This is a genomic window from Leucobacter chromiireducens subsp. chromiireducens, assembly GCF_016758255.1.
GTDB classification, from domain to species: Bacteria; Actinomycetota; Actinomycetes; order Actinomycetales; family Microbacteriaceae; genus Leucobacter; species Leucobacter chromiireducens.
The window spans coordinates 375,423-398,489 of the sequence record NZ_QYAD01000001.1; the positions used below are offsets into that span (position 1 = coordinate 375,423).

Consider the following 23,067-nt stretch of genomic DNA (forward strand, 5'->3'; position numbering starts at 1 on the left):
CGTTACCGTGTGGCCTGGTGTCACCCCCATTCTACGCGGTCGCTGTGGGGTTCAACTGTGCATTCAGCTTGGGACAACTAGGCTGGAGCATGGGGAATGAATGTCCAATCGTGAGGGGTCGGTGTGCACGAAAATCCCGGATTTCGGCAGCTCGCCGATGCGGTCCGCGAGTTTGAGGTGGCGTGTGCGGGCGAGACGGTCGAAGAAGCGCTCGCGTACTTCGACGTGTTCGCCCTCGAGGTGTGGTTTGGGGCCACGCCGAGCCGATTGCGGATCCTGCTCGGCGGGCTGATGCAACGTGGAGCGCCGCGCAGCAGTGTGGCCGGCGCGGTGTACGCCTTCCTGATGGGAACCCCGATTGAGACGCCGCTCACGGCTACGCGTCTGGGTGATCAGGTGCTGCCCGAGGCTGAGCCCTTCGCCCGCATGTTTGAGCACCGCCTCCGCGGGCAGACGTGCGATGCCGTGCGTGCCGGCGAGGAGATCGCGGCCCTCCGACTCGAGCCCAACGCGGTGTTCGACCGCCGTGGTGGCTGGAATCTTTTCCTGTCGGTGCAGCTCGGCACGACGGCGATGCTCGCCGGAGATATTGCCCAGGCGCTGCGCCACTTCACGGAGGCCTGGATGCACCCACCAGCGCCGGTGCTGCGCTGCCTGCTCCGAGAGGCGTACGCGAAAGCAGCGCTCATCGAAGCCTGTGATGGTGACCCGAGTCTTGCGCGACGGTACCTCGCACAGGCCGTCTCGATCTCGCGCACCACGAGCTGGCTTGAGCCGGGCATCGACGCGATCGTGACCCTCGCCAGTGCCCTGCTGGAACCGGACCCCACGGTAGCCCGATCGCTCCTTGATTCGATTCCGCTCGGCCAGGTGGGCGAGATGTGGCCGTTTGGCGCGATCACCGCGAATCGGATTCTCACTACCCAGGGTGACGAGGCCGAGGCCCAGCGACGTCTCGACATGTTCGAAGGCATGTCGCTCTCGCGAACACCGGGTGTCGGCTACCCCGGCAGCATGGTGGCGCTCTTACAGGCCGGCAACATGCTCGCGCGCGACAACGCGCACGAGGCCGAGCGATTGATTGCCACGGCGGATCCCGAGCTGCCTCGCGCCCAGCTCGGTCAGGCCCTCGTGAGCCTCAAAGTGGGGCAGCCGCGCAAGGCCCAGCAGCAGCTGCTCCGCATGCCGGAGATGGAGACGGGGCTGCGGCGCATCGCGGTCCTGCGGCACGCCCTCCTCGCCGCCACACACCTGCGACTCGACCAGCGTGCTGAGTGCGAGGCGGTGCTGCGGCGAGTGGTCCGCCTCCCCGGGACGTTCAGCATGGACGACGCGCAGCAGTTCGAGCCGGCCGTGCGGGCGCTCGCGGAGCAACTGGTGCCGGAGTGGCCGAAAACGGACCCGAAGCACAACTCCCCGTTTGCCCGGGCAACCTCGGGCACGGGGCGTCACCTCACCGAACGCGAACTTGAGGTGCTGGCGCTTCTCGCAAGCGGGCGGAGCCGTGAGGAGATCGCGGCGGCGCAGTTCATCTCGCTCAACACGTTGAAGACGCAGCTGCGCTCCGTTTACCGAAAGCTGGGAGTGTCCCAGCGGAGCTCTGCGGTGCTGGAGGCAGAGCGCCGCGGGCTCATCTAGGTTCCGTTCGCCTGCAGCGAGAGCGGGGTGAAACGGGGGGTGAATTGGGCCCCAACGAACCGGTCTGGAGCCTTCGCGTCGGTAGTGTGATCAGTAGTCAGCTCGACGGTCTGGAAACACTCCTCGAGCAGGCACCACCGGGCCGCGAGATGCAGCTTGCGCCGGTGAGCGCTCTCGGGGGAGAGCGCGTTACAAGCACACGGGGGTTGCCGCGTGCGCGTGCCTCACGGCCGCGCGCGCGGCGCACACACGTCAAGAGGCGCCACGGTGGGGACCGGGGCGCCTCTTGACGTTTCTTGGCGTGGCAGCGACAGCGGACGCGCCGCGCCCGCGACTAGCGGACCAGACGCGCGATCGCGGCCGAGGCCTCCTCGAGCTTCTCTGCCGCGACCTCGCCGCCGTCTGCCGCAGCAGAGGCGACACAGTGCCGCAGGTGATCGTCGAGGAGCGCGAGCGCCACGCGCTCGAGCGCCTTTGTTGCTGCAGACACCTGCGTCAGGATGTCGATGCAGTACGCGTCTTCCTCCACCATGCGGTGTACGCCACGGACCTGGCCCTCTGCGCGGCGCAGCCGCTTCAGCAGGTCGTCCTTGTGGCCAATGTACCCGTGGGTCTCATGCTCGCAGGCTTCGGCCGTCACTTCGCTCATGCGAGAACCATACACGCGAAAATCTGTGCGGTGGGGCGGGATCGCGCAGGGCGTACCGGCTATTCCCGGCGCGGACTTAGAGGGCGCGATCCGGGCGTCGCCGTTCACGGATGAGGGTCACGACACCGCCGATGAGAATCACCCCGACCGCTGCCCAAATGGTGCCGTAGGTGAGCCACTCGTCCGCGCCGATACGTTCGCCGTTGAGGAGCGAGGCGACGACGAGCAGCGCCGGCTCCAGGTAGCTCAGTAGCCCGAACAGGCTGAGCGTGAGGAGTCGCGACGCCGTGAGGTAGAGCATGAGCGCGACACCGGTCCAGAGCGCGAACAGCGGGGCCGCCCACCAGAGGGCAGGGTTTGCTGCGGTCGCCTCACCGATGATGACTTCCCGACCGAGGAAGAATGCCGCGATCACCGAGACGGCGACGAACTCCCAGAACATCCCTCCGAGGTGCGCGGTGCCGATGGCGCGGCGCAGCACGAAGTAGACGGGGTACCCGAGCGCGACAAGCAGTGTTTCCCACGACACCCCGCCCACGCGCACGAGTTCGAAGCCGACGCCTACGGCAGCGATGCCCGCTGCGGCCCATTGCCACCACTTGAGCTGGTCTTTGTACAGCACCCGCCCCACCACGATGAGCACAAGGGGCAGCAGGAAATAGCCGAGCGCCACCTGCAGGCCGCGCCCGTTCATGGGCGCCCAGCTGAACACCCAGAGCTGAGCGGACACCAGCAGGCCACACGCGATGATGGCGAGCGCGAGCAGCGGCTGCTTGCGCACGCGAACGACGATGTCGGACGCGAGGTGCCACTGTCGAACCGCCACGAGCGCGAGCGCGATCATGGGGATCGTGAGGAGGATGCGGATGCCCCACACGGCCTCGGCGGACGCGGGAGCGAGCATCGGGGTGACAAAGTAGACACCAGCGAACGCTACGGCCGATGCGACCGAAGCGATAACCCCGCGTGAGCTCTGGGTGGGGGAGCCTGTCACTCCCGGCTACAGAGTGATTGCGCCGATGACTTCGCCGTACGGGGTCTCCCCGACCGGAACGAAGCCAATATGCAGGAAGAACTCTTCGGGGCCGTCCTCGCCGCGCTCCCACAGCACAGTGAGGCGATCCACACCGCGAGTGCGTGCCTCGTCGATCAGCGCGCCAACCGCGAAGGTGCCGACGCCGGCGCCCTGCGCGTCCGCGTCAACATTGATGCGCCACAGCGCTGCACGGAATTCCTCCTGCGGAGCATCGGGGTCGAAGTTGCCGTGGATGAAGCCGACGACCTCGTCGCCATCGAGCACCACCCGCTGCCACGCCGTGTGCGCGGGGGTGACCGCCGCAGCCGCTGCGTACGAAACGGGGGTGATGAACTGCTCCTGGCCAGGCTTCAGACCGAGCGTGTTCACAGCGACGATGGTCGCAGCAGAGAGTTCTTCGAGTCTGAGATCGGTCATACCCTTAGGCTAGCGGCTGCTTCGAGACGCGCAAGTCTTCGTTGTTGGATCCATAGCGAACCGTAACCTCTGTTCACTCAGTCGAGGGCTGCGCCGACGGCCGCAGCGGGCGAATCTGAGGCGAGTACCTGCACTCTGCCACTCAGCTCGAGCTCGGCGAGGAAGGGCGACTCCGCGGCCCACCCTTCGAGCGTGGCGCGGATCCCGTCGATGAGTCGTGGCCCGAGAAGCCGGAGCCCCCCGCCGATGACCACCGTGTGCGGATCCATCGCGAGCACGAGGAGCCGGACACAGCTCGCCGCGCCGCGGACGAGGTTCTCGAACGCGGCTGTGGCGTCGGGATCGCCGGCGTCGACCGCGCCGAGCAGCACGCGGCCTGGGTGGTCGCCCCCGGCCGGCCAGAAGGTCTTGAGCGCTGAACCACTGGCCACGGTCTCGAGGCAGCCGCGCTGCCCGCACGGGCAGGGCCGGCCGAGCGGATCGACCGGAAGGTGGCCGATCTCGCCGGTGACGCCGTGCGCCCCGCGGAGCGGCACGCCGTTGACAACAAGGCCGGCGGAGAGCCCGGTGCCGAGGTTCAAGTACGCGAGTGTTCCAGATAGCTCCATGAGGTGGGCTGCGCCAATCGCCGCCGCGGTGACATCGTTGTCGAGCGTGATCGCGAGACCCGTCCGCTCGGCGAGCTGTGCGGCGAGCGGGAGGTGGTCGATGCCGATGTTGTAGGCGTGGCGCACCACACCGGCCTCGCGGTCGATCTGCCCCGGAATCCCGATGCCCACGGCAGCGAAGTCTCCCACCGAGCGATTCGTGTTGCGGGCCAGCGCGTCGATCGCAGCGACCGCGGTGCTGAGCACCCCCTCCGTGCCGCCCGTGGTGTGCAGGCGCGTCGTGGCGACGACGCGGCCCGCGGGGTCGAGGGCGACGGCTTCGGTCTTCGAGCCGCCGATGTCCATGCCGATGCGTAGTGCGGCGCTCATGCGTCGGCCCCCTCCGTGATGCGCAGCAACGCTGCTCCGGCGAGCGCGGAGGATCCGAAACTCGCAAGATCAGCGTAGCCGGGTGACACCCCTGGATCTGCGGGCCAGCCCATATCCACCGTGAGCACGGGGATGTCCGCGGCGCGCAGCGCGACGATACCCGAGCGCGCCGCTGGGGAGCGGTGCATGTCGCGGCCCACCACGATGAGGCCCGAGGACGCCTCGCCCGCGCTGTCTGACGTCAGCCAATCGGCCGCAGCCGCGCCGGACACCGCGCGCACGCCGCGCGCACGGAAGGCCGCGGCCGCAGCGGGCAGCAATTCCGCTGCGCCGCTCGCGAACGGCCCCCACGGCGCATCACCAATGGCCATGTTCGCCTCGGCGTCCACTCGGATGACGCGCGCTGCGGGGTACTCGGCGAGCCACGCGCGTGCGTGCGCGAGCCCCGCAAAGCTCTCTGCCACGCGCGAGATCTCCGCGGTGTCTGGCGCCGGGGCAGCGGCCGTCACAGCGGGCTCCGCCAGCGGCTTCTCGCGGAGCACGCGCACCCGGCCGGCGGCCTCGTTCACGCGGGCGGAGTCCAGGCGGCCCGCGGCGATCGCGTCGAGCACATGGTCTTCGATCTCGCGCAGCCCGGCCTCCTCGGTTGCCGTGCCGAGGCACAGCAGGTCACACCCCGCGGCAAGAGCGCGGACTGCCGCCTCAGGGATCCCAATCTCGTCGCTTGCGCCCGCCATATCGAGTGCGTCAGACACGATGACGCCGGTGAAGCCGAGCTCCTCGCGGAGCAGACCCTGCAGAATCGGGGCGCTGAGCGTCGCTGGTGCGTCGGGATCGATCTGGGGAAGCAGGATGTGGGACGTCATGATGGCGCGTGCGCCCGCTTCGATGGCCGCGCGGAACGGCGGCAGTTCGCGTGCGCGCAGCGTCGCGAGGTCGACATTGACGGTGGGAAGCGCAAGGTGCGAGTCCTGCGTGGTGTCGCCGTGTCCTGGGAAGTGTTTCGGGCACGCGACCGCGCCGCCAGCCTGGAGCCCGCGCACCCAGGCCGCGGTGTGGCGTGCCGCACCCTCGGGCGTCGCGCCAAAGCTGCGGGTGCCGATTACCGGGTTTTCCGGCGTGCTGTTCACATCCGCGTCTGGCGCGAGCGCGAGCGCGAAGCCGGCGGAGCGGATGTCTGCGGCGACGCGACGACCAATCTCCTCCGTGTACGCGACGTCATCGATCCGCCCCAGGATCGCGGCCCCCGGATAGGGAGCGCCCGAGCGGTAGTGGAGACGAGTGACCTCGCCGCCCTCCTCATCGATTGCCACGAGCGTTCCGGGAACCGCGCGCTGGAGCGCCTGTCCGAGCTCGGTGAGCTGCGCACGGTCCGACACGTTCTGGCCGTAGATGCAGACCGAGAGCAGGCCATCCTGCAGGAGGTCGAGCACCCACTGCGGCGTGGCGAAGCCCGTGAAGCCGGGCATGAGCGTGGCGCGGACCGCGAGGCGGAGTTTGCGCGCGGCGGTGTCGTGCTGCGCGTTCATCCCTTGACCGCCCCGCTGACGAGGCCGCTCGTCATCCGGCCCTGCACGAAGAGGAAGAAGATGATCACGGGCACCGCGACGAGAGTGGATGCAGCCATGACCTCGCCCCAGTCGATCGCGCGAGACGACGACTGCTGAATGAAGCCGCGGAGCCACAACGGCAGCGTTTGCATGCTCGAATCCTGCAAGATGACGAGCGCAACGGTGAACTCGTTCCAGGCCTGCAGGAACGCGTACACGCCACTCGCGACGAGACCGGGAGCGAGGAGCGGGAACGTGATGCGGAGGAACGCCTGCGTGCGGCTCAGGCCGTCGACCATCGCGGCCTCCTCGAGCTCGACCGGGATGCCGGCGACGAAGCCGCGCAGCATCCAGATGGTGAACGGCACTACCGCGGCAATGTAGATGATGCTGACGCCGATCACCGAGTTCAGGAGGTTGAGCGAGCCCATGAGCTTGTACTGCGCGATGAACATGCCTTCCGCGGGCAGCATCTGAATAAAGAGGACTGCGAGTACGAAGCTGCGGCGGCCACGGAACCGGAATCGGCTGATTGCGAGTGCCGCAAGGAAAGCGAAGAGCAGGCAGCACACCACGGCAATACCGGCCACTGTGAGGCTGATGCCGAGCGCACGGAGGAAGCTGCCGTCTGCGAAGACCGCGGCGAAGTTCTTGAGCGAGCCACCGATCGGCAGCAGCGTCGGCTTCGTCTGCTCGAGCACCACGTTCGGCAGCAGCGCCGAGTTGAGCATCCAGTAGACGGGGAAGGCCCACACGATGGCGAGCACAACGGCGAGCGCACCGAGAATGATGCGGGTGCGCCGGCGGGGGCGTTCGTGCCCGCGCTGCCGGATGACCGCGATGGGGGCGGTGACGGAACGAGTGTCTGCGCGGCTCATGGCTGTGCATCCTCCTTCACGAGGTTTCGGACGTATGCCCAGCTGAGGGCAATGGTGAGCAGCAGCACGAAGATCGACATGGCGCTCGCCATGGCGAAGTCGCTCGAGCCGACACCGAGCTGATAGATGTACGTGCCGAGCACGTCGGTCTGGCTTGCGATCGAGCCGCGATCTTGCAGCAGCTTGATCTGCGTGAACACGCGCAGATCCCAGATGATCTGGAGCAGCATCACGATGCCGAGCACGGGCTTGATCACGGGAAGAATGATGTAGCGCAGACGCTGCCAGGGCGAAGCGCCGTCCATCTGCGCGGCCTCAAGCACCTCGCCGGGCACCTGCGTGAGCGCAGCGTAGACGGAGAAGGCGACGAACGGCACGCTCATCCACACGACAATGATGAGTGCGACCGCGAAGAACGAGAGCGGTGACTGCAGCCAGTTGTGGCCCTGCATGGGGAGGCCGAGCCCGGTGAGGAGCCAGTTGACGAGCCCGCGCCGCCAGTCAAAGATCCAGTTCCAGATCGTCATTGCCGCGACGACCGGGGTCGCCCACGCAAGCAGAAGCGCAATCTGGAGGGTGATGCGTGTCCATGTGGGGATCGCTTGCATCAAGAGCGCGAGGCCCACACCGACCACCATGGTGGATCCGGCGGCGATGAGACAGAACGCGATGGAGCGGGCGACCACGAGCCAGGTGGTGGGATTGGTGAATAGCTCAACGTAGTTCGCGAACCACACCCACTCGGGGGGCTGGCCGAACTGCTGAGCGAGCCCGAAGTGCTGCATCGACGTGACGATCTGCCACACGATCGGGTAGGCGAGTGCGAGCAGCACGATGAGCGTCGCGGGGAGGAGCAGCGCGTAGGGGGTGAGCCGGAAGCGGCGTCGCTTCCGTGCGGTCGGAGCGCTCTGAGTCATCGTGACCTCTCGAAGAAGGGGTGTGGGGTCCGGCGGTGCGCCGAACCCCACACCTGAAACTGCTTACTTCTGGTTGAGCAGGGCGTCGAGCTCTGCGTTCGTGTCCTGCGCGAGCTTCTTCAGATCGTCAGCGTCGCGGATCTTCGAGAAGAATCCCTCCATGACGTTCTTCGCCTCGACGGCGGCCCAGCCGGGTGCGGCCGGGGTCAGCTTCGAGTTGGACGCCGACTCGATGAGCGCCTTCGCGAACTGGTCATCACCGAGCGACGACGCATACTTCTGGTTCGCGGGCCCGAGACCGTTCTTGCCGAGCATCGTCTGGTACTCCTCGGAGTAGATGATGCGCATCAGTTCCTTGGCGAGTTCCGGCTCCTTCGACTTCGCCGAGATGCCGATGTTCGAGCCGCCAGCGAAGACGGGGGCGGGCTTGCCGTCGTTGCCCGGCAGCACGAAGGTGCCGAACACGTCGTCGTTCCACTCGCGAGCGGGCTCACCCTTGTCGTTCTTCACCAGGTCGCCGATCGACCAGTGCGCCCAACCCGGCGCCATGATCGTCGCTGCTGCGAGCGAGAGGTCGTCGGTCACGTTGCCTGACTCGTCCTTCACCTGATCAGAGTCGTTCAGGTACTGGTACTGGTTCGCATCCTTCGCGTCGTTCGGCGCGTTCGAGGCGGTGCGGTAGATCGCCTGCAGCTGCTCGAGGCCCTTGAGTGCCTCCGGGGAGTCGAGCGTGGCAGTCCACTTGCCGTCCTTCTGCTCGGCGATCTCGCCGCCGTTCGCGAAGATCCAGGAGATGCCATCGCGCCAGTCCTGGCCACCGAGGTAGAAGCCCGAGAACTTCTCGATGCCCTTCGGGTTCTTCTCTGCGATCGTCTTCACTGCAGCGTTGAACTCGTCGAGGGTCTTCGGGAGTGCAACGCCAGCGGCGTCCCACACATCCTTGCGGTAGAACATGTAGCGCGAGCCGAAGTAGTAGGGGAGCGTGTAGTTCTTGCCCTCAACCTCGCCGACCTCAACGAAGGAGGGGATGAGGTCGTCGCCACCCAACTCGTCCTTCATGTCGCTGATGTCGAGGAACGCGCCGACGTTTGTGAAGGTGGGCGACTGCGTGTTGCCGATCTCCGTGACGTCGGGGGTGTTGCTCGCATCGGGAAGCGCGGTGGTGAGCTTCGTGACGAGGTCACCCCAGCCCTGCTCCTCGATCTTGAGGGTTGCGCCAGTCTTCTCGGTGAACTCGGTCTTCAGGTAGTCGCGCAGCTCGTCGGGGGTGTCCCCGCCTGCCAGCCACAGGGTGATCGACTTGCCGTCGCCACCCGACTCTCCGCCGCCCTGCGCGCCCTGGCTGCAGCCGGTGAACAGCAGCGCCGAGGCCACGGCCGCAGCGGTGAGGCCTGTGAGCTTTCTCTTCATGGTGTTCTTCCTTTCGGTGGGCCGCACGCGGGGTGCCGCGTGTAGCGAGTGTGGCGCTCCTGCGGAGCGCGGTCGGTGGCTCGGGAGCTAGCTGATCCCGAGCTGGGATCTCACAACGGTGGCGGTTGCCCCGCGCAGAATGAGGTCGGCGCCCTGCGTGCTCGTGCGGAGCACCAGGTCGCTGTGCGAGTCGGGCATCGTGCGACGGCGCAGGATCTCGAGGGTCGCGTCGGCGAGTGTCCCCCCGATGAGTTCAAGTGGCCCCGCGAGCACGATCTCGGCGAGGTTCAAGAGACCGACGGCCGGCGCGAGCACGATGCCGAGACGCTGCCCGGCTTCGCGGAGCACGCGGTCGCGCTCTGCCTCGGGCACCTCCGGGCCGGTCGCCGCCGTGAGCGAGGGTACCGAGAGCCAGTGCTCGAGCACCTGCTCGCGTGCGTAGGGCGCATCGAGGCCGTGGTCGGTGCCGACCATGACCTGGCCGATCTCGCCGGAGGCGAAGCGGCTGCCCGCGACGGTGCGCCCGTCGACGATGATGCCGGAGCCGACGCCGTGCCCCACCGTGATGAGGATGAAGTTGTCGCTCGACTCTCCGAAGCTGTACTCGGCGAGCGCGGCCACGTTCGCGTCGTTCGCGACGACGGTGGGGAGGCCGGTGCGCTCGGCGATGAGCTCCTGCAGCGGCAGATTCTCCCAGCCGAGGTTCGGGGCGGTGCGCACGACGCCGTGGTCGTCAACGACGCCGGGGGTGCCAACGCCCACGCCGAGGAGTGGGATCTCTGCGACGGCCACGAGTTCGGTTGCGAGCTTCACCGTAAGATCGCGCGCTGCGTCGCCCGTGGCCTCCGCGCGCTCAACCTCGGAGCGGGCAAGCACGGTGCCCTCGATCGTGACGACTGCGCCGCGCATGATGCGGTGGTCGCTGAGATCGAGCGCGACAACGGCGAACGCGTCACGTGCGATGTCAACGAGCGTCGCCGGCTTGCCCGGGCGCTGCGACTCGCGGAGACCAAGCTCGCGGAGCAGGCCCTCGGTGATGAGGTCGGCGACGAGGCCCGACACCGTGACCTTCGTGAGACCGGTGGCTCGAGCGAGATCGGCGCGGCTCTGTGCACCGGTATCGTGGAGGGTCTGCAGGACGAGCGTGCGGTTGTGCCGCTTCGCGTCGCCCAGCGTCGCCTTCACCCGGGGGCGGAGTGTGCGCGCGGGGATTCCAAGCCTCTGCGGGCTGGCGGTCAGGGTGCGCGGCGTTGCGGCGGTCATGGAGTTAGTAAAACTAACGAACTAAAGATTCGCAAGTCCCCACGGCCACGAAATGGGTGCTCGTAACCGAACCGTGACCGCCGCGGCCGCCGCCTAGCTGAGGCGCTCGCCCGATTCCGCGTCGAAGAAGTGCAGGTGCTCGGGCGCCGGAGTGAGCACCACCCGCTCCCCGGCTCGCGGATGCACGCGGCCGTTGACGCGCGCCACGACCTCGACGCGAGCTGCGCTGTCATGCGCGGTGGCGGGGTCCTCGAGGTGTCCGTACAGGTAGCCGTCGGCGCCGAGCTCTTCCACAAGATCGATGACGACGGGAATCCCGTCGGCCCCTGCGGGGGCGAGCGCGAGGTCTTCCGGGCGGATCCCGAGCGTCACCGCAGCGCTGGATGCCGCGTCGCGCACCGCCGCAGGCGCCGGGACAGTGTGCGCGCCGAGGCGGATGGCGTCGCCCGAGAGCTCGGCCGGGAGGAGATTCATCGCGGGAGAACCGATGAATCCGGCAACGAACACGTTTGCCGGGGTTTCGTAGAGCTCGCGCGGGGTGCCGAGCTGCTGCAGCTTGCCCTCCTTGAGCACCGCGATGCGGTCGCCCATCGTGAGGGCCTCGGTCTGGTCGTGCGTCACGTACACGGTCGTGACACCGAGACGACGTTGCAGCGCGGCGATCTGGGTGCGGGTCTGCACGCGCAGCTTCGCATCGAGGTTCGAGAGCGGCTCATCCATGAGAAACGCCTGCGGCTGGCGCACGATGGCGCGGCCCATCGCCACGCGCTGGCGCTGGCCGCCCGACAGCGCCTTCGGCTTCCGCCCGAGCAGTGGCTCGAGATCCAGCATGCGGGCGGCTTCGAGCACGCGCGCTGAACGCTCCTCGGCGCTCACACCAGCGATCTTCAGGGCGAAGCCCATGTTGTCCGCCACAGTCATGTGCGGGTAGAGCGCGTAGTTCTGGAACACCATCGCGATGTCGCGATCCTTCGGTGGCATGTGCGTGACGTCGCGGTCGCCGAGCAGAATTCGACCCGAGTCGACCTCCTCGAGGCCAGCGAGCATGCGGAGCGTGGTCGACTTCCCGCAGCCCGAGGGGCCGACGAGAACCAGGAACTCGCCGTCGGCGACGTCGAGCGAGAGCCCGTCAACCGAGGGGCCGCTGGCGCCCGGGTACACCCGAGAGACGCCGTCAAAAGTGATTGCAGACATAGTGTTTCCTCCACCGGCAGGCACGTGCCGGACGATCCGTTGTAGAAGATGGCGCCCGTGTGAGCGCCACGCCCGTCGTTGGGCGGGCTCAGGCTAGCACGGGGGCCGGCGAAAAAATCTGCGCTCGGTGACGGTGCGCGGTACAGTGCAGGCAGACGCTCCGGTTGTGCTGGGGCAGAATCACCAGGGGTGGGAGAACCGCATGCGCGAACGCGAAATACGAGAAATTCAGGCATCGCTGCTTGAGGGATCCTCGGTTCGCCTCGTCGCCCCGCGCGAGACCGGGCGCACGTTTCTGCTCGAGCAGGTGGCCACGGCGATGGAGGCGCGTGGCTTCACCGCGTTCCGCGTGACGGGCCGGCGTGCGTTCCGCAACCAGCCGTACGTCGCGCTCCGTGAAGCTGGCCTCGTGAGCCTCCGTGGGGCGCAGAGTGAGAGCGATATTTCTGACGAGCTGGCGGCAGAACTCGACGCCGCTGCCCGGCCCGTGATTCTGGTTGACGACGCTGAGCACCTCGATCTGGAGTCCGCCTACCTCATCGAGCACTCGCGGGCTCGGCGGGACATCCCCACGGTCCTGTCAGCCCCGCCCTTCGTGATGCTCGACGCGCAGGGCCGCGCCGCCACGAACAAGATCCGCACCGAGGCACGTCTCGAGCTTGATCCGCTCGGCTACGCGCAAATCAGTCTGCTCGCGCAGCGCGTCCTCGGCGCTCCCGCGCAACCAGAAGTGCTCTCGCGAGTGCTCGCGATGTCCTCGGGGCTCACCGGTATCGCGGTGGCGATCCTGCGCAGCGCTGCCCGGGAGGGCAAGATCGTGCGGCAGGAGAGCGGCTGGGCGCTCGTCGCCGAGTCGCTCTGGAATGTGCACCTGCGCAGCAGCGTTGAGCAGCTCATTTTCGGCCTTGAGCGCGATGAGTTCCGGGCGCTCCACGCGCTCGCGCTTGCCGAGAGCGTCATCGTGGAGCGCTTCCACACGATCGCCTCAAAACCCCTGATCGGGCTCGCGCAGCACGGTCTGCTCACGACCTTCGCGGATACCGAGGGTGTTGCGCACGTCGCGCCGCGCCCGTCGCTCATCACCGACTACTTTCAGCACCAGCCGATCGATCCGCTGCACTACGAGGCGCTCGGGCTGCTGTGCGAGCTGGGCGACACTGAGGCGCAGGAGCGGGCGGGCGCCGGCGCGACGGAGATGCTCGCGCGCGCCGAGACGTTTGACCGCGCGCACAACCTCGGCACGGGAATTGCTCGCTTCCAGCGGGCCGCGAGCGACACCGAGCTCGCGAGCGCGACACGGGAGTGGCGGAGCGACCCGTCGAACGAGCACGCGGTGGCCTACCTCGACAGACTCATCACGACCGAGGGCTACATCACGAGCGCCGAGGCGGTGTTCGAGCGCACGGCTGGCGGGGGTGGCAGCCCCATGGCGATTCGCCTGGGCATGCACCGGCTCTTTTGGGACACCCAGGCGAATCGAGAGGACGCGCGCGCCCGTCTCCGCGCTGCTGTGGCTGCGGAGTCGAACCCGACTGCGCGACTCGCGTTCGAGGCCTACCTGATCTTCTCGCGCATGGGGATGGACCCTGACGTGGAGGCGTGGTGGCAGCGTGCCGAGCAGCTGAGCGACGGGTTCTCGCTCGCGATCCACCATTTCATCGGCGTTATTTCGGGTCGGATCCATGAGGAGCTGCCGCTCGACCGGCTCGACTCGGCGCACCAGCTGCAGTTCGTCATCGCGGGGATCGGCAACACGATTACCCGCTCGCGCAACGAGCGGCCGGATGAGTATGAGCGCGGAGTTCGCAGCGGCGCGTGCGACGCAGGACTACCGGCGCATCACGATCTCCGCCTACTTCCTCGCGCAGCAGCAAGCCTCGACATTCCGCGACTTGCTCGCGACGGAAACGGTCAGCGCGACGTTCGCGATCGGCACGCCGAGCCTTGCCTACGCCGACTACTTCCTGGCGCAGCTGCGCTGGGCCGCCTACCTGCACTACTTGCGGGGCGAGGCGGAGCTTGCGCGCTCGGTCCTCGCCGAGACCGCCCGCTACCCGGGAATCTTCGGCCCGCTTCCAGCTATGCACCCTGAGTTCGCTACCGCGGTGGAGCTGCTCGTCGACGGCGATTCAGACGGCGCGGTGGAGCTGCTGCTGCGCATCGCCGTGCACTGCCGCGAGGTGCTGCTCCCGGACGCGGCGTGGACGTACGCGGTCATCGCCTTCATTGAGCGACCTACGATCGAGGTGTTCGCACAGCTCGAACGAGTCGCTGACACCTCCACGCACGGCAAGCCCGACATCATGCAGCTGGTGCGTCGCGCGCTCGAAGAGGATCCCGAGCTGCCAAAGCTTGCGCAGCGACTCTCCCTCGACGCGGAGATCTCGACATCGCTCTCGTTGCTCTCTGCGATCCTGCGGAAACGGCCCGCCGCGGCGAATGGCGGCAACGACCAGTATGCCGAGCTGCTCAGCGACACCATTCGCGAACTGCGGGCGCTCCTCGCCGCCGACGTTTCGGCAGCACTCGACGCCGGGGCCTCTGATCGGAACGGGCCGCAGCTCACGAAGCGTGAACGCGAAATCTCGATGCTTGCGGCCTCAATGCAGAACCGTGAGATCGCCGACCGACTGTCGCTCAGCGTGCGCACCGTTGAGAACCATCTTGCGCGCGCGATGCGTAAGCTCGGCGTGAGTTCTCGTGGCGAGCTCGCGCCGCGACTCGCGCCCGGCGTGGCCTCGCGTGCGGGGGAGTGAGCGTGACGCGCTCTTGTCCGATGGCGCGTGCCCGCCGAACCGACCCGTATTCTGGTCGTGAACTGCGCCGAGCGACATCCGCCGCTGTGACGCTCGCTGCGCCCGCACCGGTGCAGCCCCGAACCGCATGGAGGAACTGAGTGGACGTCATCATCGTGGAGAACGCGGCAGCGGTCGCGGAGCAGGCGGCTGAGCTCATCGCCGCGCGCATCGCCCAGAAGCCGAGCGCCGTGCTCGGGGTCGCGACCGGCTCCTCACCCGTCGGAACCTACGAGGCGCTCGCGGCCCGTGTACGAGCCGGTGAACTCGACTGCTCCGAGGTCAGTGCCTTCGCACTCGACGAGTACGTCGGCCTGCCGCTCACCCACCCGGAGAGCTACCACGAGGTCATCCGCACCACCGTGACCGAGCCGCTCGGCCTGGATCCCGCGCGGGTCAACGTGCCCGACGGCAGCGCGGCGGACCTCGAGGCGGCCGGCGCCGACTACGAGCGCCGGATCGGCGCGGCGGGCGGAGTTGATCTTCAGCTGCTTGGCATTGGCGCGAACGGTCACATCGGCTTCAACGAGCCCTGCTCCTCCTTCGCGTCACGCACGCGGATGAAGACGCTCGCGCCGCAGACCCGCGAGGACAACGCGCGTTTCTTCGACAGCCTCGACGAGGTGCCGCTGCACTGCATCACGCAGGGACTCGGGACCATCCACGACGCGCGCGAGCTGCTGCTTGTCGCGCAGGGGGAGGGGAAGGCCGACGCCGTTGCCGCGATGATCGAGGGGCCCGTTGCGAGCATCTGCCCCGCGAGCGCGTTGCAGCTGCACCCGCGTGCCACCGTGATCGTGGACCGCGCCGCGGCGAGCAAACTGCGCCTGGTGGATTACTACGAGCACGTGCAGCGGCACAAGCCTGCTGCGCGCGAGACCGCCGGAGTCTAGCCACGGTGAGCGAGATCATCGCGGCCGGCCGGGTGGTCACCAGCACGGCGAGTTATTCGCCCGGCTGGGTCGAGGTTGCGGCCGGGCGCACGGTCGCGCTCGGTGCGGGCGCCCCGCCCCGCACCCCGACGCACGATCTCGGCTCCGCGATTCTCGTTCCCGGCTTTGTGGACATCCACGTGCATGGCGGGGGTGGGGCTGATTACCCGACGGGCACTGCAGCAGCCGCGCGCGCGGCGCGAGCCGCCCACCTCGCCCACGGCACCACGCAGAGCATGGCGAGCCTGGTGGCTGCGTCACCGGACACACTGCGGGCACAGCTGGCTGCGCTCGCGCCGCTCGTGGCGGACGGCACCCTGGGTGGGATCCATCTCGAGGGGCCCTGGCTCAGCCCCGCCCGGGCTGGCGCGCACGACCCTGAGCAGCTTCGCGATCCTGATCTCCGCGAAATCGACGCCCTGCTCGCCGCGGCCCCGGGCGCGATCCGCATGGTGACGCTCGCGCCCGAACTGGCCGGAGCGATTGCGGCGATCGAGCGGTTTCGTGCGGCAGGGGTCGTGGTGGCCATTGGGCACACCGATGCCGACGCGGCGACCGTGCGAGCCGCAATTGACGCGGGCGCAACGGTGGCCACCCACCTGTTCAATGCGATGCCGCCGCTCCACCACCGCACGCCCGGCCCCGTGCTCGCGCTGCTGGCGGACCCGCGCGTGATCGTGGAGCTCATCGCGGACGGCACGCACCTCGATGATGCGCTCGCGCACTGGGTCGCCGCGCAGGCCGGGCCGGATCGCGTGGCGCTCGTCACTGATGCGATGGGCGCGGCAGGCTGTGGTGACGGCGAGTACCGGCTGGGGGTGCTTGATGTGACGGTCGCAGGCGGCGTTGCGCGCCTCGCGGGAACCGAGACCATTGCCGGGAGCACCGTGACGATGGACGCACTCTTCCGTGGAGCGGTGGGCGGCGCGCCCGAGGCTGCCGGTGCGCATGCCGAGCCGCGGTGGAGTGACGCCGCACTCGAAGCCGCCGTGCGCATGACTGCGACGACGCCCGCGCGCGCCGCTCGGTGGGCAGAAGTGGGCGATATCGCGCCGGGGCTTCGCGCGGACTACGTGGCGCTCGACGCGGAACTACAGATCGTGCACGTGTTTTCAGCGGGCGAGTCCGTTCGAGAAAATATCTCGACGCCGAGATATTCAGCAGAACTCGGGTAGAGTGGAGGGTGGTCCTACCGGACCCACCCCGGGCGCGCGTGTTGCGCAGCGCCCGCATGAATTCAGCGCGTGGCGCACACTGAGCCGCGCGCCTCCGAGCTCACACAATACGACACTGGGAGAAGCGTTGGCGAAGATCAAGGTAGCAGGCACCGTCGTCGAACTCGACGGCGACGAGATGACCCGCATCATCTGGCAGTTCATCAAGGATCGGCTGATCCATCCGTACCTCGACCTCACGCTCGAGTATTACGATCTTGGCATTCAGCACCGCGATGAGACCGACGACCAGGTGACGATTGACGCGGCGAACGCGATCAAGAAGCACGGCGTTGGCGTGAAGTGCGCCACGATCACCCCCGACGAGGCGCGCGTAGAAGAGTTCGGCCTCAAGAAGATGTGGCGCAGCCCGAACGGCACGATCCGCAACATTCTCGGTGGAGTGGTGTTCCGCGAGCCCATCATTATCTCGAACATTCCCCGCCTGGTGCCCGGCTGGAACAAGCCGATCATCATCGGCCGTCACGCGCACGGCGACCAGTACAAGGCGACCGACTTCAAGGCCGGCCCCGGCAAGGTCACGATGACGTTCGAGCCCGCTGACGGCTCGGAGCCGCAGCAGTTCGAGGTCGTCACCCTGCCCGAGGGCGGCGGCGTGATCCAGGGTCAGTACAACTTCAACGAGTCGATCCGCGACTTCGCTCGCGCCTCGTTCAAGTACGGCCTGTCGCGCAAGTACCCCGTTTACCTCTCGACGAAGAACACGATCCTGAAGGCCTACGACGGCCAGTTCAAGGACATCTTCCAGGAGGTCTTCGACGCAGAGTTCAAGGCGCAGTTCGACGAGCTCGGCCTCACCTACGAGCACCGCCTCATCGACGACATGGTCGCTTCGGCCATGAAGTGGGAGGGCGGCTACGTCTGGGCATGCAAGAACTACGACGGCGACGTGCAGTCGGACACGGTTGCGCAGGGCTTCGGCTCGCTCGGCCTCATGACCTCCGTGCTGATGACGCCGGACGGGCAGACCGTTGAGGCTGAGGCCGCACACGGCACGGTGACGCGTCACTACCGCCAGCACCAGCAGGGCAAGCCGACCTCCACCAACCCGATCGCGTCGATCTTCGCGTGGACGCGTGGCCTTGCCCACCGTGGCAAGCTCGACGGCAACCAGGATCTCATCGAGTTCTCGGAGACGCTCGAAGACGTGGTCATCAAGACGGTCGAGTCGGGCAAGATGACGAAGGACCTCGCGCTCCTCGTCGGCCCGGAGCAGGCGTTCCTCACGACCGAGGAGTTCCTCGGCGCGATCGACGAGAACCTGCAGCAGCGCCTGGCATAGGCAAAACGCGGAGCGTTTTGCGCCAGGCGCTGGTCGCGCCACTGCGCGAGCTGGCATAGGCAAAACGCGGAAGCCCGTCGCACCATCCCCTCGCGGGAGGTGCGGCGGGCTTTCGCCGTTTCTCGGCGTGTGCGACACCTTCTCATCAGGGCAATCACCGCGTCCTAGCGAGAGCGCGGCGCGCGGGTTAGCCTGGAAGGGCGGGCCAGAGCCGGCCCGCCGTTCCCTCACCTGGAGGTGGATGATGCGTGCGCAGACCATTCCCGCACCGCGCCCAATCGAGGAAATGACGGTTGATCTGCTGATCGTTGGCTCGGGTACCGGACTTGCAACGGCGCTCGCGGCCCACGAGCGGGGGCTCAACGTCGCGGTGATCGAGAAGACCGAGTATGTGGGCGGTTCGACTGCGAGATCGGGCGGAGCGTTCTGGATCCCCGCAAACCCCGTGCTTGAGCGCGACGGGGCCGTCGATTCGCTCGAGCGTGGTGCCGAATACATCGAAACCGTGGTGGAGGGCACGAGCCCGCCCGCGCGGTGGCGCCCCTATCTGGACCACGGCGCCGAGGCCGTGCGCATGATCGAGCGCACTACCCCGTTGCGCTTTCGGTGGATTCGGGGCTACTCCGATTACCAACCCGAGCGCGCTGGCGGCAATGCCGCGGGGCGTTCGGTGGAGGCGCGACCGTTTGACCTCGCTCGACTCGGCACCGAGCGGACACGCTTCCGCCCTGCGGCGATGGCGGCGCCGTTTCCCATGCCGGTCACCGGGGCGGACTACAAATGGCTGAACCTGATCGCGCGCTTGCCGCTGCGCGTCCTGCCGCGCGCGATCAGGCGAGCGGTGCAGGGGATCGGGGGCAAGCTCCTCGGGAGGGACTATGCGGCGGGAGGGCAGGCATTTGCCGGTGGGCTCTTTGCGGGGGTGTTGAACGCCCGGATCCCGATCTTCACCGAGACCGAGCTGATGCAACTTATCCGGGATGGTGAGCGGGTGACGGGGGCCGTGGTGCAGCAGGGGGCGCGGCAGGTGACCGTGACTACGCGGCGGGGAGTGGTGCTCGCAGCTGGCGGTTTTGACCACGAGATGCAGATGCGGCGCGCTTACCAGTCGCCCGGACTCGTGCGTGACGTGAGCTTGGGAGCGGATGGGAACACGGGCGACGCGATCCGTATTGGGCAGGAGGTGGGCGCAGGATTGCGTCATATGGATCAGGCATGGTGGTTCCCCGCGATTGCCCCCGTGGACGAAAGTGCGGGGCCACAGATCCTGCTCGCGGAACGCTCGCTTCCCGGTTCCTTCATGGTGGACGCGAGCGGAAAACGATTCATCAACGAGGCGCTGAACTACATGGCGTTCGGGCAGGAAGTGCTGCGACGCGAGGCCGCAGGGGACCCGGTGGGCCGGATGTGGCTCGTGTTCGATCAGCGGTACCGCAATGACTACCTCTTCGCCGGGCAAGTGTTTCCCCGAATGCCGCTGCCGCGCAGTTGGTACCGAGCGGGGATCGCGCATCGGGCCCAGTCGCCCGCGATGTTGGCGCGCGCCATGGGCGTGCCCATCGCCGCGTTCGAGACCGCGTTCCGACGGTTCAACGCGAATGCGGGAGCGGGGATCGACGAAGACTTCAAGCGGGGGAACTCTGCCTACGACCGGTACTACGGCGACCCCACTCGCACGCCGAACCCGAATCTGCGCGGCCTCGACGGGAGCCGCTTGTACGCGGTTGAGGTGGTGCTTTCAGACCTCGGGACCTGCGGAGGATTGCGTGCCGATGGCGCGGGGCGTGTGCTCACGGACGAGGGTGAGGTGATCCCAGGACTCTTCGCCCAGGGAAATACCGCGGCGAATGCGTTCGGCGAGGTGTATCCCGGTGCGGGCGCCACCGTGGGGCAGGGCATCGTGTTTGGGGTGGCGATCGTCGATGCGGTGCTTGGGGGCGGGCCGGCGCGCGTGCGCTGACCCGTTTCCCACAGGGCGGGCTACGAGCGAGGCACACCCGCGGCGCGGCTCGTTGAATCACGCACCGCGAGCGTTGCCGTGGGCACCTCGAGCGGCCCACTCGGTGCGCGACCCTCCGCGAGATGTACCGCAACCTCGACCGCGCGGGCAGCGATCCCTTCCGGGTGGAGGTCGAGGGTGGTGACGCTCGGCGTCGACATGCGGTTCTGGATCGCGCCGGATCCTGCCGCGATCAAGAGCTCCTCGGGCACACTGATGCCCCTCGCCGCGGCTGCTGCATTGAGGCCCGCCGCGTGGCGGCCCGTGAGACAGAAGATGGCGTCGGGGTGCGTGCCGCGAGCGCCGAAGAAGCGCTCCGCGGCGGCCTCGCCCGCGCGCTCGCCCTCGCTCTCGGGAAACGCGGCGATGTCGGGGGACTGGCCGTGACGCGCACACCACTCGAGGTAGGCGTCTTCCGACTCGCGGTTCCAGGCGTTCTCGTCCGTGCCGGTGAGGAGGGCGACGCGAGTGCCGCCAGCCTCGCGCAGGTGATCGAGCACCAGGATCGCCTCCTCCCAATCGCGGGTGGCGAGTTCCACGAACTGGCCCGGGCGCGCGGGATCGGAGCCGACCGAAACGACTGGGATGTGGCGCTCGGACAGCATGGTGAGCACCGGATCGTTGGCGAAAGGCTCGGTGACGATGTAGGCATCGGCGGCGGTCGCGCTGAGGGGAGCATCGGGACGAGTGGGGTCGTCGACGAGCATCATGCTGTAGCCGTGTTCCATCGCTGCGAGTGAGGCCGCTCCGGCCATACGGAGGAAGTAGTCAACGCCCTCGGGGAGGAACGTGTCGAGACTGTGCAGCGGGCGAATGACGAGTGCGAGGAGGCCAAGCCGCGAGTTCTGCAGGCCCTGGGCGATGGGGCTGGGGCGATACCCGATCTCGTCGGCCACTTTCTCGATGCGCTCGACGGTCTCGCGGCGCACAACGCCCTTGCCGTTGAGGGCGTGTGACACGGTCGTCGGAGAGACGCCGGCCGCCTTGGCCACGTCTTTGATCGTCGGTCTCCCGCTGCGCTGCACCTCGCCAGGATAGCCCTTCCGAGCTGGGGAAGGTGGTCTCGGAAGGGGGGTCGGGCCCCGATCCGTTACCGAAACGTGAAAACCAAACCGTTTTGCACAAATCGTTTTGGGTGTTAGCATCCTGCGTGGGTCTTCGTTCGGCATCGCGCCGGGCCAAGGAGATTCAATGACGAAACTTCGAATGGAGAACAACGTGAAACTCGCACCGATGCGGGCATCGATCGCCCTCTTCGCCATCGCGGGCCTTGCGCTCACCGGCTGCGCTTCCGGCAGCCGTGGCGGAGACGCCGGCGGCTCGAATGCTGAAGACGCCCTGCTGCAGACCACCCCGGCCCCGGCGGCCGACGCCGACAAGGTCACCTGGAACTCCACCTACGGTGAGCTCGCAAGCCTCGACCCGGTCAAGGCATTCAACTACCCCGAGAACACCATCGTCTCGAACCTCTGCGAGCCGCTGTTCCAGATGCAGCCCGACTTCTCGGTGCAGCCGAACCTGGCCACCGAGGCGAACACCGAGGACGGGAAGACCTGGACCCTCGGTATCCGCGATGACGTGACGTTCTGGGACGGCACCCCGATGACCGTGCAGGACGTGGTCTTCTCCCTGAACCGCCACATCGATCCCGCAGAGGGCAGCTACTGGGGCGGCGGCACCGTCGCCAACATCGCGAAGGTTGCTGCGAGCGGCGACGCCGAGCTGACGATCGAACTCAAGACGCCCGACTACACCCTGCCCTCCTCACTCAGCACCGTGATCGGTGTGGTCGTGCAGGAGAAGCAGCGCAAGGCGGCTGGCGAAAACTACGGCAACCCGGAGACCGGCGTCATGTGCACCGGCCCGCTGCAGTTCACGCCCGGCAACTGGAAGCAGGGGCAGTCGATCACCCTCGACCGCTTCGACGGCTACTGGAACGCTGACAAGCAGGCGCACGCGAAGCAGGTGGAGATCGGCTTCGTCGTTGATCCGACCGCCATCGCGAACGGCCTCGCCACCGGTGAGATCCAGGGCTCGTACGACGTTCCGCTTCCCGCGCTGGGCCAGCTGAAGAGCAGCACGAGCGGCACGCTCTACTCGGGCCAGGGCATGCAGGACATGGCGATCATCTCCACCGGCGAGGGCCTCTTCGGGAACCCCGTCGTGCGTCGTGCGCTCACCCGCGCGACTGACCGCCAGGCAATCGCCGATACGGTCTACGAGGGCACTGGCACCGTGGCGCGCTCGGTCGTGCCGCAGTCGGCCTGGGATGCGATCCCCGGCGTCGCAGAGCTGCGCGACACTGAGCTCCCCGACCTGAGCTACGACATCGAGGCCGCGAAGGCGGAGCTTGAGGGCGCGGACGTCGACCTCTCGCAGCCGATCAAGATCGCGTACCCGAGCGAGCGCAGCTTCTACGCTGACATCCTCAACGAGATGGCGAACGGCGCGAAGGAGCTCGGCATCACGCTCGAGCCCACCGGCGTGCCGAGCGCGCAGTTCGGTGCATTCTTCTCCGACCCCGAGGCGCGCAAGGGCTTCGACGGCTTCGTCACCACGAACTACCTGAGCGCTCCGGACCCGCTGCTGCACCTCATCAGCGTTGCGAAGACGGGAAGCGACCAGAACTACGCGAAGTTCTCGGACCCGAAGGTTGACGCGGCGCTCGATGCTGCGATCGCCGAGCCCGACGAGCAGAAGCGTGCCGAGCTGACGGTCGAGGCTGAGGCGCTCATCATGGCTGCGCAGCCGTGGGTGCCGATCAACGACCTCGCCGTGCGCATGTACATGGACGAGAGCATCACGGGTGCGCCCGCGTCGTTCGTCTACCTGTACTACCCCTGGGCTGCTGACCTCGGCGCAACGGCCTAGCGAGTGACCGCAGCAGGAAAGGAT

The 23,067-nt window shown here is 67.7% G+C and carries 19 protein-coding genes; 8 read left to right on the forward strand and 11 right to left on the reverse strand.

Annotated elements, in window-relative coordinates:
• The first annotated feature begins 123 nt into the window (after nucleotides 1–123).
• A complete protein-coding gene (locus D3226_RS14985; protein WP_202380711.1) occupies nucleotides 124–1,638 on the forward strand; it encodes a LuxR C-terminal-related transcriptional regulator in 1,515 nt (504 codons plus the stop codon).
• 334 nt (nucleotides 1,639–1,972) lie between these two features.
• On the opposite strand, the gene D3226_RS01800 is transcribed toward D3226_RS14985, so the two are convergent.
• The 10 genes from D3226_RS01800 to D3226_RS01845 form a co-directional block, all read right to left on the reverse strand.
• The gene (locus tag D3226_RS01800) at nucleotides 1,973–2,287 is read right to left on the reverse strand and encodes a metal-sensitive transcriptional regulator (RefSeq protein ID WP_237462174.1); all 315 of its coding nucleotides are present in this window, start codon (nucleotides 2,285–2,287) and stop codon (nucleotides 1,973–1,975) included.
• Between the two features lie 76 nt (nucleotides 2,288–2,363).
• On the reverse strand, nucleotides 2,364–3,281 hold the full coding sequence (gene rarD / locus D3226_RS01805; RefSeq protein WP_202380712.1) for an EamA family transporter RarD: 918 nt from the start codon (nucleotides 3,279–3,281) through the stop codon (nucleotides 2,364–2,366).
• A 6-nt stretch (nucleotides 3,282–3,287) separates the two neighbouring features.
• Entirely contained in the window at nucleotides 3,288–3,740 is a 453-nt protein-coding gene (locus tag D3226_RS01810; RefSeq protein WP_202380713.1) for a GNAT family N-acetyltransferase, read from the reverse strand.
• A gap of 77 nt (nucleotides 3,741–3,817) precedes the next feature.
• Nucleotides 3,818–4,717, reverse strand: a complete 900-nt coding sequence (locus D3226_RS01815) for an ROK family protein (protein WP_237462175.1) — start codon at nucleotides 4,715–4,717, stop codon at nucleotides 3,818–3,820.
• On the reverse strand, nucleotides 4,714–6,246 hold the full coding sequence (locus D3226_RS01820) for a glycoside hydrolase family 3 protein (protein WP_202380714.1): 1,533 nt from the start codon (nucleotides 6,244–6,246) through the stop codon (nucleotides 4,714–4,716). The genes D3226_RS01815 and D3226_RS01820 overlap by 4 nt, the downstream gene beginning before the upstream one ends.
• A complete protein-coding gene (locus D3226_RS01825) occupies nucleotides 6,243–7,145 on the reverse strand; it encodes a carbohydrate ABC transporter permease (RefSeq protein ID WP_202380715.1) in 903 nt (300 codons plus the stop codon). The genes D3226_RS01820 and D3226_RS01825 overlap by 4 nt, the downstream gene beginning before the upstream one ends.
• Complete coding sequence (locus D3226_RS01830; protein WP_202380716.1) at nucleotides 7,142–8,062, reverse strand: carbohydrate ABC transporter permease; 921 nt, start codon at nucleotides 8,060–8,062, stop codon at nucleotides 7,142–7,144. Before D3226_RS01830 ends, D3226_RS01825 begins: the two co-directional genes overlap by 4 nt.
• A gap of 63 nt (nucleotides 8,063–8,125) precedes the next feature.
• Entirely contained in the window at nucleotides 8,126–9,472 is a 1,347-nt protein-coding gene (locus tag D3226_RS01835) for an extracellular solute-binding protein (protein WP_202380717.1), read from the reverse strand.
• A gap of 87 nt (nucleotides 9,473–9,559) precedes the next feature.
• Nucleotides 9,560–10,735 (reverse strand): ROK family transcriptional regulator, encoded by a 1,176-nt coding sequence (locus tag D3226_RS01840; protein ID WP_202380718.1) that lies wholly within the window; start codon nucleotides 10,733–10,735, stop codon nucleotides 9,560–9,562.
• Nucleotides 10,736–10,828: 93 nt separating this feature from the next.
• Nucleotides 10,829–11,929 (reverse strand): ABC transporter ATP-binding protein, encoded by a 1,101-nt coding sequence (locus D3226_RS01845; RefSeq protein ID WP_202380719.1) that lies wholly within the window; start codon nucleotides 11,927–11,929, stop codon nucleotides 10,829–10,831.
• 202 nt (nucleotides 11,930–12,131) lie between these two features.
• On the opposite strand from D3226_RS01845, the gene D3226_RS14555 reads away from it, so the two are divergent.
• From D3226_RS14555 to D3226_RS01870, 6 genes are all read left to right on the forward strand, one after another.
• Nucleotides 12,132–14,021, forward strand: coding sequence for a hypothetical protein (locus D3226_RS14555; protein ID WP_237462176.1), 1,890 nt, complete (start codon nucleotides 12,132–12,134; stop codon nucleotides 14,019–14,021).
• Nucleotides 14,011–14,685: a helix-turn-helix transcriptional regulator gene (locus D3226_RS14560; RefSeq protein ID WP_237462178.1), complete on the forward strand. Its 675-nt coding sequence runs from the start codon at nucleotides 14,011–14,013 to the stop codon at nucleotides 14,683–14,685. Before D3226_RS14555 ends, D3226_RS14560 begins: the two co-directional genes overlap by 11 nt.
• Before the next feature lie 140 nt (nucleotides 14,686–14,825).
• Nucleotides 14,826–15,617 carry a glucosamine-6-phosphate deaminase gene (nagB, locus tag D3226_RS01855; RefSeq protein WP_202380721.1) on the forward strand — a complete coding sequence of 264 codons (792 nt, stop codon included), beginning with the start codon at nucleotides 14,826–14,828 and terminating at the stop codon, nucleotides 15,615–15,617.
• A 5-nt stretch (nucleotides 15,618–15,622) separates the two neighbouring features.
• Nucleotides 15,623–16,831: an N-acetylglucosamine-6-phosphate deacetylase gene (locus D3226_RS01860; protein ID WP_337248867.1), complete on the forward strand. Its 1,209-nt coding sequence runs from the start codon at nucleotides 15,623–15,625 to the stop codon at nucleotides 16,829–16,831.
• Nucleotides 16,832–16,958: 127 nt separating this feature from the next.
• On the forward strand, nucleotides 16,959–18,173 hold the full coding sequence (locus D3226_RS01865) for an NADP-dependent isocitrate dehydrogenase (RefSeq protein ID WP_202380722.1): 1,215 nt from the start codon (nucleotides 16,959–16,961) through the stop codon (nucleotides 18,171–18,173).
• A 244-nt stretch (nucleotides 18,174–18,417) separates the two neighbouring features.
• The gene (locus tag D3226_RS01870) at nucleotides 18,418–20,133 is read left to right on the forward strand and encodes a 3-ketosteroid-delta-1-dehydrogenase (RefSeq protein WP_202380723.1); all 1,716 of its coding nucleotides are present in this window, start codon (nucleotides 18,418–18,420) and stop codon (nucleotides 20,131–20,133) included.
• A 20-nt stretch (nucleotides 20,134–20,153) separates the two neighbouring features.
• On the opposite strand, the gene D3226_RS01875 is transcribed toward D3226_RS01870, so the two are convergent.
• Nucleotides 20,154–21,164: a LacI family DNA-binding transcriptional regulator gene (locus D3226_RS01875; RefSeq protein ID WP_337248868.1), complete on the reverse strand. Its 1,011-nt coding sequence runs from the start codon at nucleotides 21,162–21,164 to the stop codon at nucleotides 20,154–20,156.
• A gap of 199 nt (nucleotides 21,165–21,363) precedes the next feature.
• Between D3226_RS01875 and D3226_RS01880 the strand changes: the two genes are divergently transcribed.
• A complete protein-coding gene (locus tag D3226_RS01880; protein WP_237462181.1) occupies nucleotides 21,364–23,043 on the forward strand; it encodes an ABC transporter substrate-binding protein in 1,680 nt (559 codons plus the stop codon).
• The last annotated feature ends 24 nt before the right edge of the window (nucleotides 23,044–23,067 follow it).